The following is a 19309-nucleotide window of genomic DNA, read 5'->3' on the forward strand; positions in this document are numbered from 1 at the left end:
CGAATTTGCTAATTTTTTAAGCTTTAATTAATAATGTTAAAATTTTTTTTCTTGAAAAAAATTTGGTAAAAGTTAAAAAATGTTAATTGATTGTTGTTAAGCTACTTGGTTTGCATAAATACAGTTTTTTAGGTTTGGTTAAATTAATTTATTGAAAATTAACAGCATACTACAGGATAGAACTGCTTTTTGATGTAGATAAATTTGAAACACTATTAAAAAAATTAACTTAATTTAACTATTATGAAAAACAAATTTAGTCTTTTTCTGACTATCGCCTTGTTTGCTTTACTGCATGTATCAAGTTATGCTCAGAGCAAAGTGGTTAAAGGAACAATTAAAGACGCAACCGGCTTGCCTATACCTGGGGTAAATGTGGTTGTTAAAGGAACAAAAACGGGGGCTAGTACTGATTTTGATGGAAAGTATTCTATCAGTGCTTCTGTTGGTCAGGTATTGGTTTATAGTTCTACTGGTTCTAAAACGGTAGAAAGAACGGTTAATCAATCAACTAGTGCTATTGATGTGGTTATGGTTGACGAAGTAGCTCAACTTAATGAAGTTGTAGTTGTTGGGTACGGTACGGTTAAGAAGTCGGATGTAACCGGAGCGATCGTAAGTGTTGGTGCCGAGAAATTGACAACTCGTCCAGTGAACAATGCGTTGGAGGCTTTGCAAGGAAAAGCGGCCGGAGTGGATATTAAAACAAGTGAACGTCCAGGAACTATTGGGGATGTTCGTATTCGTGGTAACCGTTCTTTGACAGCTAGTAATTCACCTCTTTATGTGGTGGACGGTGTGCCTTTGATGTCGGCGTCGTCTATCGAAACACTTAACCCGCGTGATATTGCATCTATTGATATTCTTAAAGATGCTTCTGCAACAGCTATTTATGGTTCTCGTGGAGCTAACGGGGTTATTATTGTTACTACTAAGCAGGGTAAAGCGGGACAGTTTAGCTTAAATTATTCTGGAACTGTTACAACGCAAGAGATTGTTGACCGTTCTCCATCAATGAGTGCTTCCGATTTCATTAATTTCAGGCGCACAGCTGCTTATAATCTTGATCCAACTAAATATCCAAGTCCGGACGCCCCAACTTATGCAAATGATAAATTGATTTTTGACAGTGCTTTAGATGGACAAACTTCTAGAGATAACGTATTAAAAGGTTGGGCAAGCGGTTCCTGGGATCCTTCAAAAGTAACCAATACGGATTGGACTAAATTTGTAACCAGAACAGGGGTTACCACAGAGCATGTTTTAAGTGCAAGTGGAGGTTCAGAAAAAGTAAATAGTTACGGCTCATTTGGTTATTTGAATAATCAAGGGACTCAAAAAGGACAATCGTATGAGCGTTATACTGCAAAAGTGAGTACAAATATCAATGCTACAGATTGGTTCAAAATGACTGCATCATTAAATGCAACTTGGAGCGAGCAGGATTATGGAATGTCAACTTTGGGAGGTCGCAGTAACTCATCACCAAATTCTATTTATGGCGCTGCAAAATCTATTTACAATATGGCTGTTCCTTTTGATGCAAACGGTAATTTAGTTATCAATCCAGGAGGAGAAAGTGGTATTTATACTATTATGAATGAATGGGATAAAAGCACACAATTATCGCAAATTATGCGTGTGTTAGGAAATTTCTCTACAACAATCGATATTGGAAAGGTTTGGGAACCTGTAAAAGGACTTAGTTATAAAATGAATTTTGGTCCAGATTTCCGTCATTGGAGAGAGGGGGTTTATATTGATGGAACATCAGTAAATAAAATTAATTCAAACGGGACTCCCGGATCTAATTATGCTAGACTAAAAAATCGTCGTGATTTTTCTTGGACTTTGGATAATATGTTGACTTATGACCGCACTTTTGCAAGTAAACATAATTTTGGGGTTACATTACTTCAGTCAGCTTCAGCTTGGAATATAGAAGAATCGTCTATGAATGCTGATAATATACCTGTACCATCTTTTTTATGGAATGCATTTGGAACAGTTGATATTACTAATGCAGCAAATAAAGCAGGAATGAGTTCTGGTCTTACAGAGCGTCAATTGAATTCGTACATGGCACGTGTAAACTACGGTTATGATGGACGTTATTTATTGACAATGTCTGGACGATGGGATGGAGCTTCTCAGCTTTCAGAAGGGCATAAATGGGACTTTTTCCCATCTGCAGCTCTTGGATGGCGTATCAATAAAGAAGAATTCATGAACAATATTGATTGGATTCAAAATTTGAAACTTCGTTTAGGTGTTGGTGTGACTGGAAACTCATCAGTTGATCCGTATGCAACAGCTGGAAATATTAGTTCAATTTTACTTCCTTTTAACGGCATAGCAAATGAGATGGCTTATACTACTAATGAGCCTTATTATACAAAAGATCAAGTATCTATGGCTAATAAAGACCTCGGTTGGGAAAAAACAACACAATACAACTTGGGAATTGATTTTAGTTTCTTGGATAACCGTATCAGTGGTAGTGTTGAAGGCTATAAAACATATACTAACGATTTGATTATGGAAATGAAAATACCTACTCTAACAGGTTTTCCTTCTACTTTTGCCAATGTCGGTAAAACAAGTAATCATGGGGTTGAGGTTACGCTTAACTTAATTCCGGTGGAAACTAAAAGTGGATTTACTTGGGAATCAACTCTGATTGGTGCTTGGCAAAAAGATAGAATCGAAGAGTTGGCTTATGGTAAAAATGATATGGCTGACAATGCATGGTTCATAGGAAGATCTATTAATGTGCAATATGGTTATGATAATTTAGGTATGTGGCAAAATACTCCGGAAGATCTTGCAGAAATGGCGAAGTGGAATGCTAATGGATACAAGTTTACACCAGGAAATGTTCGTCCAAAAGACCAAAATGGCGACTACAAAATGACTGCAGATGACCGTGTGGTTCTTGGTAATAGTAATCCTAATTGGACAATGGGATGGAACAATACTTTTGAGTACAAAGGTCTAGAATTAGGGATAGAAATCTATGGACGTATGGGTTATATGGCATCATTAGGAGGTGAAGCGTTGACAGCTCATGCCAATCAACGTGAAACGGATTATTGGACGCCAACAAACACTGGAGCTGAATTCCAAAAACCGATTTTGGCGCAAGCGACATCAGGTTCTGCTGATTCATTTTCAGGGCTATTAGGGTTTCAGAAAGCAGCATTTGCAAAAATTCGTAATATCTCTTTGGGGTATAACTTTTCTAAAGAACAGGCTTCCAAAATTGGTGTAGCTAATATGAAATTGTATGCCCAAGCGATAAGCCCCGGAAATATCTACCAATCATTGAGCTGGTATGATTTTGATACTAACGCGACCTACTACAACAGAAGTTTTGTTATGGGACTTCAAGTTGGATTCTAATAAATAAAAGGGTTAAAAAACTAATATTAAAAAATAGGAAAATGAATAATATTAAAAATATAGGATTCGTCTTTTTAGCAATGATGGGGCTCACCATTGCCTCGTGTTCGAATGACTTTCTTGATGAAGAACAGACAACTAAATATTCCACTGACTATTTTAATACACAGCAGGGACTTGTAGATTTGTCGGAGTCACTTTATGGTAATATTCGCTGGCATTTTGGGTATGAATGGGCTTATGGAACTACACTTTATGGTACCGATGAGTTTACAAATGCAAATGACCTTACGAATGAAATGTGGAATACGTATGACAATAGGTTAGGACCAATTAAAGCAACTACTGCGACAGGAGCGGCAAATGGTAATGCTACTGCACCATCTGATCTTTGGGATGAGATGTATTATGGAATTGCTTCTGCCAATACGATTATTGCAAAAGCACCAACTGTAATTACTGATGTAAAAATTCGTAATCGTGTTTTGGCTCACGCTTATTTTATGCGTGGTTATAACTACTACCGTCTAACAGCTCAATACGGAGGAGTTGTACTTCAAACAGAACCAGTTACTACTGTAGTTCGTAGTTTTACTCGTTCAACTGAGGAGGCTTGTTGGGCACAGGTTATATCTGATCTTCGTAATGCTTATCAGCTTTTTGAAGGGGAAATTTTTACTTATGGAAAAGGAATTACCTGGACCAAAGCGACAGCGGCTCACTTTCTTGCTAAAGCATTATTGTTCCGTTCTTCTGAGCGTAACAATGCATGGAATAGTGCTTACAAAACGAGTGACTATAAAGAAGCGATCGATGCTTGTAGTTACGCTATAACTGCGCGTGGTGCACTAACTGCTAATTATAATGATTTATACGCTAACTGGACAGGAATTGATTGTCCTAATGAACAACTTAGTGAAATTTTGATGGCTGCTGGTTATAATGGAGATGCAACTACTGTTGGTCGTTTTGGTAACCGTACTTATAACTATTTTGATCCTCAATTCTCCGTTTTTGCAGGAGGATGGTCTGCACGTGGGGTATGGATTGGTGGTATGGATTTCCAACGTTGTCGTCCTACAGAGTATAGCTATGCTGTTTTTGATCACGTTAATGATGCCCGTATGTGGAAAACATTTAAAACTGTTTATGGTGTAAACACTGTAAAAACACCTAATCCAAATGGTGTAGCGTTGGGTGATCCTGCTGTTGTAATGATTTTGAATACCAAAAATGATAACACTTATAATGGATATACTTTTGGAGCCTTTGTTCAAAATCCTACTTGGAAAGATGTTGCAGGACGTTTGCCAGCATGGGGAGGCGCTTCAGGTACTAGACAAACTCCTACTGCTGGAAGTCTGACAAGTAAGAAAGGGCAATTTGCTCCAAATTCATTGGTTTTGTATCAAAATGGTACATATGTAGCGCCTAACTTTAAAAGTACGCCTATTTGTAATTTCTTTGCTGGTATCAATAAAACTGAGGATGGATCTCGTACTGCTGAAAAAGGAGATGCGCATCGTGATGTAACTATGGCACGTCTTGCAGAAACGTATCTAGTCCGTGCAGAGTGTTATGCTCGTCTTGGACAATATGGTCTTGCAATGAACGATATTAATGTTGTTCGTGCACGTGCGCAATGGAAAGCCGGAGAAAACAGATCGTACTATATTGATGGTTCGGTAGCTTTTGAGAAAAATGCTTTAAATGCAGGTACAAACGCAACATTTTATACTAATTCGAATTTGAACATGAACACCTATTATTTGTCAAATCCAGGAGTGGCAGTTACAACTGCTGCATCTGATTTGACATTGAAATCGTTCCCCGCTAATTTACCAGCAGAAGATGAAGCAATAATTGCGCAAGTTGGTGCTTCTACAGATTTGGATCGTGCATTGAATTTCATTCTTGATGAGCGTACACGTGAATTGTTGGGTGAATGGGATCGTTGGGAAACTTTATCTCGTACAGGAACATTAATCAAACGTACTAAAGTATTCAATCCTGAAGCTAAATACATAACAGTTAATAAGCATGAACTCCGTCCAATACCACAATCATTTATTGATGGTATATTGAATCCTGACGGTACTAACTTGTCAAGCAGTCAAAAAGCAGCTTGGCAAAACCCAGGTTATTAATAATTATAGTTATTTTTTTGAAAGCCGTCTCAATTTCGAGACGGCTTTTTGTTTTCAATTAACTTAACTTATGCAGGTTAGGGCAGGATACGATTGCCTATCAATTCTCTTATTTTTAAAGCTTAGTATTAAAATCGAAATATTTATGAATTACTTCAAAAAGTTATTGCTAATTCTTATTGTTTTGGGCGCTAAATTACCTTTGATAGCCCAAGTTAAATTGCCAGCTCTCGTGGGAGACAATATGGTTCTGCAACAAAATTCCAAAGTGAATTTGTGGGGTTGGGCTTCACCAAACGAAAAAATTAATATTCAATTGGGATGGCAAACTGCTCCAGTTGTCATTACGGCAAACCCTGATGGAACCTGGAAAACAGCAGTTGATACTCCGAAAGGAAATGAAAAGGCTTATGATATTACTATTGATGCTTCAAACAAAATTATTCTGCACAATGTACTTATTGGTGAAGTTTGGATTTGTTCCGGTCAGTCGAACATGTATTTTCCGGTTGGTAAAGAAGAGGGAACTTGGAAAACTGGCGTGGTGAATTATGAGGAAGAAATCAAAAATGCCAATTTCCCTAATATCAGAATATTTACAGTTTTGACCAAAGCTTCCCAAAAACCGCTTGATGATGTTACTGGGAGTTGGAAGGAATGCTCACCGGCTAGTGTGAAAAGTTTTTCGGCTGTAGGCTATTTTTTTGGAAGGAATCTGTACCAAAAACTGAATGTTCCGATTGGTTTGATTGCTTCTTCTTGGGGAGGAACTAAAGCTGAAGCTTGGACTTCCGAAAAAGTATTGGAAGAGAATACTGATTTTTTACCAATTTTGGAAAACGATGCCAAAAACGAAAAATTATATCAGGAAAAACTCGAAGCGTATTATTCGGATTTGAAAAAGGAGCGAATTGCAAATAATAATGATTTGTCAAAAAGTCAATTAAAAAAGCCTAAAAAAGAGGATAATAAAACTTCATACGTTCTATATAATGCGATGTTAAATCCGCTAGTTAATTATACGATGAAAGGTGTGATTTGGTATCAAGGAGAGAGCAATGCAGAACAAGCTTATTTGTACCGCAGTTTGTTTCCGGCGATGGTTAAAAATTGGAGAAATGATTGGAATCAAGGAGATTTTCCTTTTTATTTTGTCCAAATCGCTCCACATAAAGGACAAAATCCAGACATAAGGGAAGCGCAGTTAATTTCATCCAAAAGTATTGCCAATTCTGGAATGGTAGTTACAACGGATGTTGGTGATGCCAATAATATTCACCCAATTGATAAGCAAACTGTAGGTTACCGTTTGTCTTTATTGGCTCGTGCCAAAACTTATAACGAACCAAATCTGGTGTTTTCGGGACCAATTTATAATAATATGAAAATCAAAAAGAACCGTGCCCAATTGTTTTTTGATTATGCTGAAAGTGGTCTTGTAAAAAACGGTGATGTGTTGAAAGAATTTGAAATTGCAGGAGAAGATAAAGTGTTTTATCCGGCAGACGCCAAAATTGAAGGAAAAACAGTTGTCGTTTCTTCTGAAAAAGTAAAAAGCCCTGTTGCTGTTCGTTTTGCATGGAAAGCTATTCCAGAACCAAATTTGTTCAATAAAGAAAAACTGCCGGCTTCCCCTTTCAGGACTGATGATTGGTAGTCAAAATCATTTAGCAAAACATTTAAAATATAACAAAATAGAGTCTTTTTTAAGAGGATTTACAACATTGTAAGTCCTCTTTTTTTATACTTCTAGGTTACAGGGAAGAGCAGGACAGTATTGAAATAATAAATAAATATATTTGGTATAAATCACCCACCAAACTATATGAAATTTAGGTTAATACAATTCCATAGAAAATTTTTTGTTCTATTGTTTCTTTTATTTGCTATACCTCTTTTTTCTCAAAATGATCAGAGAAAAGAAGAGGGTAAAATTGCCGATAAACCGCTGTTTCGAGACCCTAATTATGACGGCGCTGCCGATTCAACAATCATTTGGAACAGTAAAGAGAAAAAATGGTTTATGTTTTATACCAATAGAAGAGCCAATATAGGTGGTGATGGTGTAAGTTGGGTACATGGGACACCTATAGGAATTGCTGAATCGTCAGATGGTGCACATTGGAAATATAAAACCAATTGCAATATCAATTATTCGGTTAAGGATGTGACGTATTGGGCGCCGGACGTAATTATGTACAAAGGCAAATATCATATGTATTTGACTATTGTTCCGGGTATTTTTACAGATTGGTATCACCCTCGCTACATTATACATTTGACCAGTAAAAATTTGATTGATTGGAATTTTGAATCCAAACTAACACTTGCTTCAGAACGTTGCATTGATGCTTCTGTTTTTCAATTGCCCGATGGAAACTGGCGAATGTATTATAATAATGAAAATGACGGAAAATCTATTTATTATGCCGATAGTAAAGACTTATACAACTGGACAAACAGCGGTAAAAAAGTCGTAAAAGACAGGGGAGAAGGACCAAAAGTATTTAGCTGGAAAGGCAAAAATTGGTTGATAAACGATGCCTGGAGAGGTTTAGGTGTCTATTCATCTGAAGATTTTGTCAATTGGAACCGACAAGAAAAAAATATATTGCAAATACCCGGAACCGGTAAAGATGATGGAGTAATCGGCGGGCATCCCGATGTCGTGGAGAATGGAGACAAAGCTTATGTCTTTTATTTTACTCATCCGGGGCGAACACTCGAGAACAAAGGAATTGACAGCTATGAAACCAGAAGAAGCTCTATTCAGGTCGCTGAACTGGAATACATCAACGGTGAAATAGTTTGCAATAGAGATAAATCTGTATATATTAACCTTAAACCAACCAAAAAATGAAAACCAACACAGTTAGAAACGCTTTCAAAATGAAATTAAAACCGGGCTTTGAAATTGAGTACAAAAAACGTCACGACAAAATCTGGCCGGAATTGTCCAGTTTGCTTTCGGAAACCGGAATACAAGATTACAGCATTTTTCTTGATGAAGAAACGATGATTCTCTTTGCTGTTCAAAAAATAAGCACCGACTTTGATTTTGATTATCTTCCAAATCATCCTATAGTAAAAAAATGGTGGGCTTACATGGCTGATATTATGGATACCAATCCCGATAATTCGCCATGTTCTACTTCTTTGATTGAAGTGTTTCATATGGATTAAAATATCTTCACTACTTTTAAGGAGAAAATCAAAACTTAAATAAAAATGGATTTTAAAAAGCCTGCTTTTTTCACGTTATTTCTTTTTTTTACAATTAACTGTGTTAACGCTCAAAAAAGAGTCGAAATTGAATTGTCCAAAGGATGGAAATTTGCCAAAGGCCAAAACGAAAAAGCTTTTGAAAGTAATTTTAATGATACAAAATGGCAATCGGTAACCGTTCCGCACGATTGGGCTATTTACGGACCTTTTGATAAGGAAGTAGACAAGCAAACAACCGCCATTGTTCAAAATGGTGAAAAAGTTGCCACCGAAAAAACAGGTCGTACAGGTGCGTTGCCTTACATTGGCGAAGCTTGGTATAGAAATCAGTTTTCGGTTCCTGATTTGGACAAAAATAAGAAAGTGATTCTCCTTTTCGAAGGTGCAATGAGCGAGCCTAAAGTATTTGTAAACGGTAAAAAAGTAGGGGAGTGGAATTATGGCTACAACTATTTTTATTTTGATATAACCGATTTTGTTATTGCCAATGGGAAGAACAGTTTAGCTGTTCATTTGTCGAATATGGGGGAATCTTCCCGCTGGTATCCGGGAGCCGGTCTGTACCGAAAAGTAAAATTGATTGTAAAAGACAAAGAAAGTATCGACCAATGGGGAACGTTTATTACGACTCCGATGGTTGCTGATGATTTGGCAAAAGTGAATGTTAAAACAAAAGTTACAGGCGAAAACCTGCGCATTGTGACTAAAATTAAAGATGCCAGTGGAAATGAAGTAGCCACAAACGAAACAACTGCTCTTTTTGGAAACGAATTTGAACAAAATATAGCTGTAAAAAATCCGCATTTGTGGAGTCCGGAAACGCCTTATCTCTATACAGCAATTTCTCAGCTATATGATGGTAATGTGCTTAAAGATGAAACCAGCACTCGTTTTGGTATTCGAACTATTAAATTTGAACCAAACAAAGGCTTTAGTTTAAACGGACAAATTAGAAAGTTTAAGGGAGTTTGTCTTCATCATGATTTAGGCCCAATTGGAACAGCTATCAATAAAGCCGCTTTGCGCAGACAATTAACCATTCTGAAAGACTTGGGTTGTAACGCCATTCGTAGTTCACACAACATGCCGTCATTGGAACAACTTGAATTGTGTGACGAAATGGGATTCATGTTTCTCGCCGAAAGTTTTGATGAATGGGCAAAGCCAAAAGTGAAAAATGGCTATAATCGTTTTTTTGCAACTGATGCTGAAAAAGATGTTGTCAATTTGGTGCATGCTACTCGCAACCATCCGTCAATTGTGATGTGGAGTTCAGGGAATGAAGTTCCGGACCAATGGGGTTCTGAAGGAGTGAAACGTGCCAAATGGTTACAGGAAATTTTTCATCGCGAAGACCCAACCCGACCAGTTACCGTTGGAATGGATCAGGTGAAAGCGACAATGGAATCCGGATTTGGTGCTTTGATGGATATTCCGGGACTGAATTATCGTGTGCCATTATACGAAGAAGCGTTTAAGAAATTCCCGCAAGGATTTATTTTAGGCTCCGAAACTGCATCGACAGTGAGTTCACGAGGTATTTATAAATTCCCGGTTGAAAAAGCAATTTCAAAACAGTATGATGATTTTCAATCTTCGTCTTATGATATGGAGTATTGCAGTTGGTCCAATTTGCCGGAGGAAGATTTTATTATGCAGGATGACAAACCTTGGGTAATTGGTGAATTTGTTTGGACGGGCTTTGATTATTTGGGCGAACCAACGCCTTATGATGAGAAATGGCCGTCAAGAAGCTCTTATTTTGGATTGAACGATTTGGCTGGTTTGCCAAAAGACAGATTCTATTTGTACAGAAGCCGTTGGAATACCAATGATAAAACACTTCATATTTTGCCTCACTGGAATTGGGAAGGAAGAGAAGGACAAACAACTCCGGTTTTTGTTTATACTAATTTTGATAGCGCTGAACTTTTCGTTAACGGAAAAAGTATGGGGATTCAGAGAAAGAATAATTCCTCGCCTCAAAGTAGATACCGTCTAATGTGGATGGATGTTAAATACGAGCCTGGAACGCTAAAAGTGGTAGCACTCGACAAAGACGGAAAAGCAGTTGCCGAAGAAGAAATTCATACTGCCGAAAAACCGTATCAAATAAAGCTCGAAGCCGACAGGACTACTCTTGATGCCAATGGCGAAGATTTGTCTTTCGTGACCGTATCGGTTGTGGACAAAAACGGAAACCCTTGTCCGACTGCCACACAGCAACTCAACTTTAGCGTAAGCGGAAAAGGAATTTATCGCGCTGCCTGCAATGGTGATGCGACTTCATTGGAACAATTCCACTTGCCAACAATGAAATTATTCAGCGGTAAATTGGTTGTTTTGGTGCAATCAACTTCCGAAGTAGGAAAAATTGAATTGTCTGTAACAGGAAAAGGATTAAAAAGCGGAAAAATAGCATTGGAATCGAAGTAAAATAATTATCGAGAATTAATTTAGTCTGCGAAAATCTGCAAAATCAGCGTGAAAAAAATGGCACGCAGATAACGCATATTTTCGCAGATTTTTTTTAAGAGATATTTCTATAAGCGTTGTTTTCGTCAACCCTATGCTACAGGACACTATAACTGCTTTTATTGAATATATTTGAATCAGTCGAGGCAACAGGAATTGAATTGGTTAATTTCAAAGGGGAATCTGCCAATCCCGCAAAATATAAAGCGATTGATATTCCTAAATAATAGTGGATGTAAAAGAATTATTAGATGAAGCCACATAAAAAAATAGTACCCATTTTATTTTTACTTCTGTTTTTTGGAGTCCAAACATGGTCGCAGGATACAAGAACTTTTAAAGTTTTTCAATTTCCAGCCAATAAAATTCCAACGATTGACGGAAACGCCGATGACTGGAAAATGGTTCCCGAAAGTTATGTCGTAGGAATGAATGAATTATGGGAAGACAGCGGAAAACAACCGAAAGCCAATCCTAAAAATCTGGATGTAAGTGTTAAAGTAGCTTGGGTGAAAGGACTGAACCGTCTGTATTTTTTATATGAGGCCTATGATGATTATTGGGATTTTTCGTTGCCAGGTTTACACAACGATACTTTCGAAGTAATTGTTGATGCTGATCAATCCGGTGGGCCATTTATAGATCGGTTTCATCCTAATAAAGCTTTGACAAATACTATGGATGCTTATTTTTCTTATCACGGTGTTCATGCCCAAAATTATCATATTTTCACCCCAGCCGAAGGGAAAGATTGGACATTGGTTTGGGGTAGCCAGCCTTGGATAAAGGAATTGCCTTATGCAAATGCCGCGATCCATTATAATTTTAAACCGGGTGAATCAGGGAAATTGACTCTGGAATTTTGGATAACGCCTTTTGATTATGCAGGAAATGATCCAAAAAGAGCGGTGGAATCCATTTTGGAAGAAAACAAAAATATAGGGCTTTGCTGGGCAATCATTGATTATGATGATGTAAATAAAGAAAGCAACAACGGATTTTGGAATTTATCCAAAGAACATAAGATGTATGGTAATGCCGATTTTAGTTTACCTTTTAAGCTAATGCCTTTGGAAAATGAATTCAAAAAAGCCATCTCGGCAAAATGGAGGTTCGACACCGTTGACATGAACCGAAGATTGGTCGCTTTTATTGATCAATCAGAAGGGGAGATCAAGTCATGGAATTGGGATTTTGGCGACGGCACAACATCTTCAGAACAAAATCTGATTCATCAGTACAAAGATGCCGGAAAATATATTGTTGTCCTGACAATTGAAGGGCCAAAAGGAAAATCCAGATTGTCTAAAATTTGGGATGTTGCAGTGAAATAACGTCAGTTCGAGTAAATTTTCAGAAAATGCGAATAGCTTTTTCTGAAAATTGTATCGAGAACAGTCGTTAAAATAATAACTATTAATTATAAATATGAAAAACAAATTAAGATTATTACTGCCTGTGAGTGTAGCAGTTTTATCGATTATGAGTTGTAATGCACAGCAAAAAATCAGCTTGTCGAACAGTTCCGATATGAAATTGACCGATAAAGCGGTAACAATAAAAAGAAGTGCTATCGACAAAACCGGAACGACAAAAGGGTTTCCGCTTTTGACTTATAAAAATGAGCAAATTCCTTCTCAAGTCAATGATTTGAACGGAGACGGAAAATGGGACGAACTTTTTTTAGTTACTGATTTTTCGCCAAATGAAAAGAAAGCCGTTCAGTTGAAATGGGTTACTGAAGCACCGAAATTCACTGTTAGAACCAGCGTTCGATTTGGTAAAAGAGAAGCCAAAGATTTGCCTGTGAAACCCGAAAATGAAGAAGTTATCATGGCAAACCAAGTGTACAAAGCATTGGGTTTCCAAAAATACCAAACAGATGGACCAACTTGGGAAAATGACAAAGTAGGTTTCAGACATTATTTGGACGGACGAAACGCCAAAGATGTTTTTGGGAAAAAAATCCCGGCGATTACTCCTGAAAATGTTGGGATCAACAGCGCCGGAGCAGTTGAAGATAATTATCACCAAATGTACGATTGGGGAAGGGATATTTTTCCGGTAGGGAGTTCAGTTGGATTAGGAGGCTACGCTTTGTTGATTAACAACGAAGTGAAACGCCTTGGAATTTTGGTAACTGATACGATCAATAATGTAGAAAAAACGACTTTTAAGATTGTGAGCGAAGGGCCTGAAAATTCGGTTTTGAGTTATGATTACCACAATTGGAACGCTTCGGGAAATAAATATCAGGTTCATGAAACAACTTCTATTTGGCCGGGAATGTATGCTTACAAAAACACGGTGTCAATCAATGGCCTTAAAGGAAATGAAACTTTTCTTATTGCCCTTTCAAACATCAATAACCAAAAAGGTGTAAAAGTAATAGAATCGGGTGATTGGGTTTGCTTAATACAACATGATAAACTGACTTACAACCGTGAATGGATTTTGGGTACGGCTATTTTGGTACCAAAAAAAGAATACAACGGTTATATCGAAGCGCCTAAAAAAGGACAATTAACCGATTCGTATTTGGCAAAAATGACTATCGATAACAATAAAGAAATCAGTTATTATGCCGTTGCTGGCTGGGAATTGAGCGCAGATAAAAACTTTAATGATGCTGATTATTTTGCCAATTATGTAACCAATCTTGCTAAACAGCTTTCAGCCAAAATTACTGTTGCTGTAAAAAAATAATTTTAACCACATAGATGCATAGACTTAAAATGAGTTAATTTAGAATAGATAGAAAATAGGATTATTTCTCACATAGATGATATGTGAAAAAGTAAGATGTCTATCAAAATCTCTTAAGCCTTATAAAAAAAACTATGTTTCTATGTTGTTTAAAAAAATGCCCAATGGGAAAATAACAACCTTGACTTTTAAACTAACTAACCTTAAAATTTTTGTCTAATGAAAAGAAATCATATCGCAGCTTTAGCTCTATTTTCACTGGGAGTATTTACTTCTGTGAATGCACAAGTGAATGACCAAACTACGCCATTACATTTAATGAAACCGAATTATCCAACTCCATATGTGATTCCGCAGAAAGAGGATATAAAAGCCGTTTTGGATAGGATTTATGGTTTTTTGGACAAAAACACGGCTTCGAAAATTATCAATGCTGATACAAAGGTTGAAGTAACCAATTATAAAAAAGGCAATGAGAACATTATGTTTGAGCCAGGTGCTTTTAGGTTAACCAGTTACGAATGGGGAGTTACCTATGCCGGAATGACTTTGGCTGCAAAAGCGACTGGTGAGAAATATTTTTCGGATTACAACAGTAAGCGCATGCAGTTAATCGCTGATATCGCTGAAAATTATCAGGAGAAAAATATTAAAGATGAGGCGATGCTTAAAACGCTTCATCCGGAAGCATTGGATTTTGCCGGAGCGCTTTGTGCCGCATTTATCAAAGCCAAAAAAGAAGGATTAAAAGCGAATGTTGACCCTTTGGTTAAAAATTACATTGATTTTATCAGCAATAAACAATTCAGATTGAAGGACGGAACTTTGGCAAGAAACAGACCGTTAGACAATTCAATTTGGTTAGACGATATGTTTATGAGTGTTCCTGCGCTTGCGCAAATGGGTGCCTACACAGGCGATGTGAAATATTTTGATGATGCGGTAAAACAAGTAAATCAATTTTCGGCGAGAATGTTTAATGAGCAAAAAGGGATTTACATGCACGGTTGGGTTGAATCGATGAAAGATCATCCTGAATTTCACTGGGGCAGAGCCAATGGTTGGGCTGTAATGGCAATGGTGGAATTATTGGAAGTATTGCCGAAAAACCATCCTGGATATCCGCAAGTTTTGGCACAATTGCAAAAACACATCAAAGGATTGGTTCAATATCAGGATGGAACCGGTTTTTGGCACCAATTGCTAGATAGAAATGACACTTATTTAGAGACTTCGGCAACGGCGATTTATACCTATTCAATCGCAAGAGCAATCAACCGTGGCTATGTTGACAAAATGACTTATGGCCCTGCCGTATTGTTGGGTTGGAATGCAGTTGCCACAAAAGTAAATGACAAAGGACAAGTAGAGGGAACTTGCGTGGGAACCGGTATGGGATTTGACCCTGCGTTTTATTATTACCGACCTGTAAATGCATTTGCGGCTCACGGTTATGGGCCTGTTTTATTGGCTGGAGCTGAGGTGATTTTGTTGTTGAAAGACCATCAATTTCAAATAAATGATAGTGCAATACAGGTGAAAATTGAAGGTAAAGACAATAAATCAAAATAGTATGAAAGCAATTTTAAATACTGTTTTTTTATTGGTTACCGTTATTTCTTTTAGTCAGATTGGGACACGGTTTCCATCTGAAAAAAAGATAATCAAAGACCCGGTTACTGGGCAGGAATTGATTTTTTTGACGACTAAATCGGCTGGGGATTCCAAAACCTATCCTACTCATCCGCAATGGACTGCTGATGGGCAATGGATAATTTTTAGGACGAACAGGGTTAAAGGCGAAGCGATGGCGGTCAATGAAAAATCAGGTGTGATGGTTCAGGTTACCGAAGGTGGTTATACCGGAACGCTTTGCATGGCGCAAAAGTCGATGAAACTGTTTTTTATGCGCAAAGCCGATGACGATAAAATGAAGGTGATGGAAGTTAATCTGGATGCGGTTTTTAAAGACAGTGAAGCGGGTAAATTGAAACCGGTTTCAGCTTACGAAAGAGTGTGCGGAATCACAAAATCGGGTACCGGAGGTGCTGGCGATATGGCTTTGGATGCCGATGAAGAATGGGTATATTTTAGGGAAGGAAAAGAAGAAGCGGCTAAATATCTAAAACCGGATGTTGTAATCGAGAAAAGTTTTGGTCCTCGTAACATGGGAGCAGGACCGGGCGGAATTGCAAGCATGAATGTGAAAACAGGGGAGTTGAAACATGTGGTTTCGGTGCCTTTTCAAATTGGTCACATTCAATCGAATATATGGAATGCGGGCGAAATTGTTTTTTGCTGGGAAACAGGAGGGAAGTCGCCGCAACGCACTTGGACAGTGATGTCGGATGGGTCGGGTTTGCGTCCTCTGTATCCTGAAGCTGATTATGAATGGGTTACCCATGAAGCCGTGATTGGCAAAGATGAAGTAGCGATGGCGATTATGGGACACCGAAAAATTGATATTGAGAAAGAGGCTCCCGTTGAAGTTGCTAAAAACGGCGAAATCAAAAATCCGGTGAATCCTGGGCAAGAAAGCAATTGGGGCGCTACGGGAACCCGCGAAAAACCTACAGGTTTGGCGATCGTGAATTTAAGAACCCGTGAAATGATTATTGCGGGACAAACCAAAAGCGGAAGCGGTTTATGGCATGTTCACGGCTCGGCTGATGGGAGATGGGCTGTTGGTGACGATTTTTCCAGAAGTTTGTACCTGATTGACCGAAAAACCAACGAAATGATGATGCTCACTACGGGGCATAAAGAAACCGCCGCCGACCATGTACACCCAACTTTCAACAGGGACGGAACAAAAATCGAAATTCAATCGGCTATGCTTTCTGAAGACAACCGTACAATGAATATTTGTATTGTAAATGTTCCGAAGGAATGGTTGAATAGAAAATAGATTTTATTATGATAGAGAAAATGAGGCTTGAGGGCCTCATTTTTGGTTTCTATAAGTTTTTGATCTTGTAGGTATTTGTTTAATGTTATTGTTTTTATCAGAAAAAATTATTTCATCGTCACAGTTTTCCATTGCATTACGATTTCTCCGTTTCCTAACATATCAGCTATCTCTAAAAATTTAAATTTGTTTTTGGCAGTTTTTTTGTAAAGTTTATGAAAGTCTTTAAAAGCCTCATACTTTCCATTATTGTAAAAAAAAGTAAAATTTTCAATTAGTTTCCATTTACCATTTTTCAAAGTCCAAATCTTAAATACTTTAAAGTTACTGGCGCAAGATGAATTATATTCGGCAATTTCATTTCCTCCATCTTCATCAATATCCCCAATACTGAAAATCCCCTCAAGGTGACAACAATTTGAATTTGACTCTATTCTTGGAATTTTATTATCGGTAAAATAATAAGATTGTCCTTCTTCACACCAACCTAAACCTGGTAAAATAAAAGTAGAATCATTTTTTCCATCACCATTCAAGTCTCCTAAATTTTTAAATTTTTTGATAAAAACTTTGTCGGCTTCAAGAGAGTATTCATAAAAATATTCCTTTTCAACTATTGTTGGGAAACAATTCTTTTTTGAGTTTTCTAACTCATATCTTGAAATGTCTAATTTAAATTTTCCTTTAAGAACGGAATCGTTTATGAATTGAATGTCATTAGACAGTATTGAATTTTTGGGTTTACTGATTTTTAGCGTCTCGATTACTTCTTGATAAGAAAGCCTTTTAGGAGAACTTGGTTTAGAAGTTACTTTTTTATAAGTTGTCTTTCTTTCTGTTTTTTCAACTTCATTTTTACAAGAAAACAAACTAAATAATATGATTAAAATGATGAGTTTTCTCATTTAAAATGTTTTTAAAATTGCTCAAGACTATTGCAATATGCGCTTAGGAGCTCTATCACATGATTATTGTGCCGCTTTTAAAGAATGTTAATTTTGCTTTTTTTACAAATTCTTCCGGTTTCGTTTCTTTAGTAGCATTTACATTTTGAATTTCAAAATAACATTCCGTTGGATTCATTTCTCCTTTTCTAAAAATCCAAATTTGAAATCGTTTGGTATTAATATTTGGATTTAGAAAAGTCAATTCATCAAAGCTTCCAATACTAATTGAATCAGTCCTAGTTATATTATAAAATATTTTTTCGTCTTTGGTCATTTTATCTAATTCATTTTTTGTTTTAATTTCAGCAACTTCATTTCCCGTTACGATATTTGGATAAAAAATACCACTAGTAAAAATTAGTCTATATTCTTCCTTTGAATTTGGAATATTTAAGGTTTTTTCATCATATTTAATTGTAAAATCATCTACGATTGTGATTTTTCCGCGAAATTTTTTGTAAGCTGTTTTTAAATATTCTTTTTCAAAGACTTTTTTTGCAAATCGATATCTATTTTGATTAAGATTTTCTGTTTGACAAAATATATTTCCAAATGCGAATAATAAGATAATAACATTTAGTGTTTTTTTCATAGTCTTCCTTTATTGAATGAATTTGTACAAGTTATAAATATGTCGGACAGATCAACTGAACTTAAAAAATCTTAGTAGATAGATGTGATAGTTTTTATATTTTAAACATCTCAATTTTTTCCATCCAAAAAATGTCAGATTTCAAGAATTGAATTCTTGTTTTAATAATTTGGTCTGTTTTGTTTCGTGGTGATTTTGTGAAAAATCTAGCCTTGGAATTGGTAAAATCCAATATGTCTTTTTCATTGGTGTTTGTTTTCTTTTCGGAAAAGAATGAAATCACGTTATCTTTTATTTCCCATTTTCCTTTTGCAGATTTATTTTCTTCCTGTGGAGTTCGTTGCTTTAAGTTTGAATAATAATGAAAGGAAAATGTTCCGTCTTGGGATAAAGTTAATTTATATTCAAAGATGTTATTATCGTTAGTTTTATAATTACGTGAATAATCTCCAAAGACTGTCTCCGATTGACCAAATGAAGTCAAACTGGAGATTAAAATTAGAATCGTTAGTATTTTCTTCATGAGCTTTTACAGTTTACTAGTTTGATTCAAATATAAATAAAAAACTACAGAATTTTAATATAAACTAACAAGTTATAAGGAGCTAAGTATTTCGGTAAGGGATTATTCATAGAGTTTGTCATTTCGACCAACGGGAGAAATCTCACTAGTTTATCACGTTATGTGATTTCTCCCGTTGGTCGAAATGACAAGTTTGTGGACATACTTTGTGAATAAAAATAGCCAAATGTTTCCTTTTAGCCCCGATTACTTCGTCAGTTCGCTTCGCTCGTGTGAAGCGACATCCTTTTCCTTTTTGCTTTAAAAAGGAAAAGATATAGTGGAAAGCGGGAACAATGCCTCCAAAAAAGCCTATTGTTCCCGCTCCCAAAAAATAAAAAATCT

The 19309-nt window shown here is 36.7% G+C and carries 13 protein-coding genes; 10 read left to right on the top strand and 3 right to left on the bottom strand.

The window, feature by feature from the left end; translation table 11 throughout:
• Positions 1-243: 243 nt before the first annotated feature.
• The 10 genes from OZP12_RS08550 (at position 244) to OZP12_RS08595 (ending at position 16863) form a co-directional block, all read left to right on the top strand.
• Positions 244-3402 carry a SusC/RagA family TonB-linked outer membrane protein gene (locus OZP12_RS08550; RefSeq protein ID WP_281228635.1) on the top strand — a complete coding sequence of 1053 codons (3159 nt, stop codon included), beginning with the start codon at positions 244-246 and terminating at the stop codon, positions 3400-3402.
• Between the two features lie 41 nt (positions 3403-3443).
• On the top strand, positions 3444-5549 hold the full coding sequence (locus OZP12_RS08555; RefSeq protein ID WP_281228637.1) for a RagB/SusD family nutrient uptake outer membrane protein: 2106 nt from the start codon (positions 3444-3446) through the stop codon (positions 5547-5549).
• 145 nt (positions 5550-5694) lie between these two features.
• Positions 5695-7206 carry a sialate O-acetylesterase gene (locus OZP12_RS08560; RefSeq protein WP_281228639.1) on the top strand — a complete coding sequence of 504 codons (1512 nt, stop codon included), beginning with the start codon at positions 5695-5697 and terminating at the stop codon, positions 7204-7206.
• 213 nt (positions 7207-7419) lie between these two features.
• Positions 7420-8409, top strand: coding sequence for a family 43 glycosylhydrolase (locus OZP12_RS08565; protein ID WP_281228641.1), 990 nt, complete (start codon positions 7420-7422; stop codon positions 8407-8409).
• Entirely contained in the window at positions 8406-8732 is a 327-nt protein-coding gene (gene rhaM, locus OZP12_RS08570) for an L-rhamnose mutarotase (RefSeq protein WP_281228642.1), read from the top strand. The genes OZP12_RS08565 and rhaM overlap by 4 nt, the downstream gene beginning before the upstream one ends.
• Positions 8733-8777: 45 nt before the next feature.
• Positions 8778-11210, top strand: a complete 2433-nt coding sequence (locus tag OZP12_RS08575; RefSeq protein ID WP_281228644.1) for a DUF4982 domain-containing protein — start codon at positions 8778-8780, stop codon at positions 11208-11210.
• 290 nt (positions 11211-11500) lie between these two features.
• Positions 11501-12583 (top strand): PKD domain-containing protein, encoded by a 1083-nt coding sequence (locus OZP12_RS08580; protein ID WP_281228645.1) that lies wholly within the window; start codon positions 11501-11503, stop codon positions 12581-12583.
• A 94-nt stretch (positions 12584-12677) separates the two neighbouring features.
• Positions 12678-13955 carry a DUF4861 domain-containing protein gene (locus tag OZP12_RS08585; RefSeq protein ID WP_281228647.1) on the top strand — a complete coding sequence of 426 codons (1278 nt, stop codon included), beginning with the start codon at positions 12678-12680 and terminating at the stop codon, positions 13953-13955.
• Positions 13956-14174: 219 nt separating this feature from the next.
• Positions 14175-15527 (top strand): glycoside hydrolase family 88/105 protein, encoded by a 1353-nt coding sequence (locus OZP12_RS08590; RefSeq protein WP_281228649.1) that lies wholly within the window; start codon positions 14175-14177, stop codon positions 15525-15527.
• 1 nt (position 15528) lies between these two features.
• On the top strand, positions 15529-16863 hold the full coding sequence (locus OZP12_RS08595; RefSeq protein ID WP_281228651.1) for a TolB-like translocation protein: 1335 nt from the start codon (positions 15529-15531) through the stop codon (positions 16861-16863).
• A gap of 107 nt (positions 16864-16970) precedes the next feature.
• Here OZP12_RS08595 and OZP12_RS08600 read toward each other — a convergent pair whose 3' ends face one another.
• From OZP12_RS08600 to OZP12_RS08610, 3 genes are all read right to left on the bottom strand, one after another.
• Positions 16971-17768, bottom strand: a complete 798-nt coding sequence (locus OZP12_RS08600) for a hypothetical protein (protein WP_281228652.1) — start codon at positions 17766-17768, stop codon at positions 16971-16973.
• A gap of 55 nt (positions 17769-17823) precedes the next feature.
• On the bottom strand, positions 17824-18402 hold the full coding sequence (locus OZP12_RS08605) for a hypothetical protein (RefSeq protein ID WP_281228653.1): 579 nt from the start codon (positions 18400-18402) through the stop codon (positions 17824-17826).
• A gap of 94 nt (positions 18403-18496) precedes the next feature.
• The gene (locus OZP12_RS08610; protein WP_281228655.1) at positions 18497-18925 is read right to left on the bottom strand and encodes a hypothetical protein; all 429 of its coding nucleotides are present in this window, start codon (positions 18923-18925) and stop codon (positions 18497-18499) included.
• Positions 18926-19309 lie beyond the last annotated feature (384 nt).

This window comes from Flavobacterium aquiphilum (genome assembly GCF_027111335.1).
Taxonomy (GTDB): domain Bacteria; phylum Bacteroidota; class Bacteroidia; order Flavobacteriales; family Flavobacteriaceae; genus Flavobacterium; species Flavobacterium aquiphilum.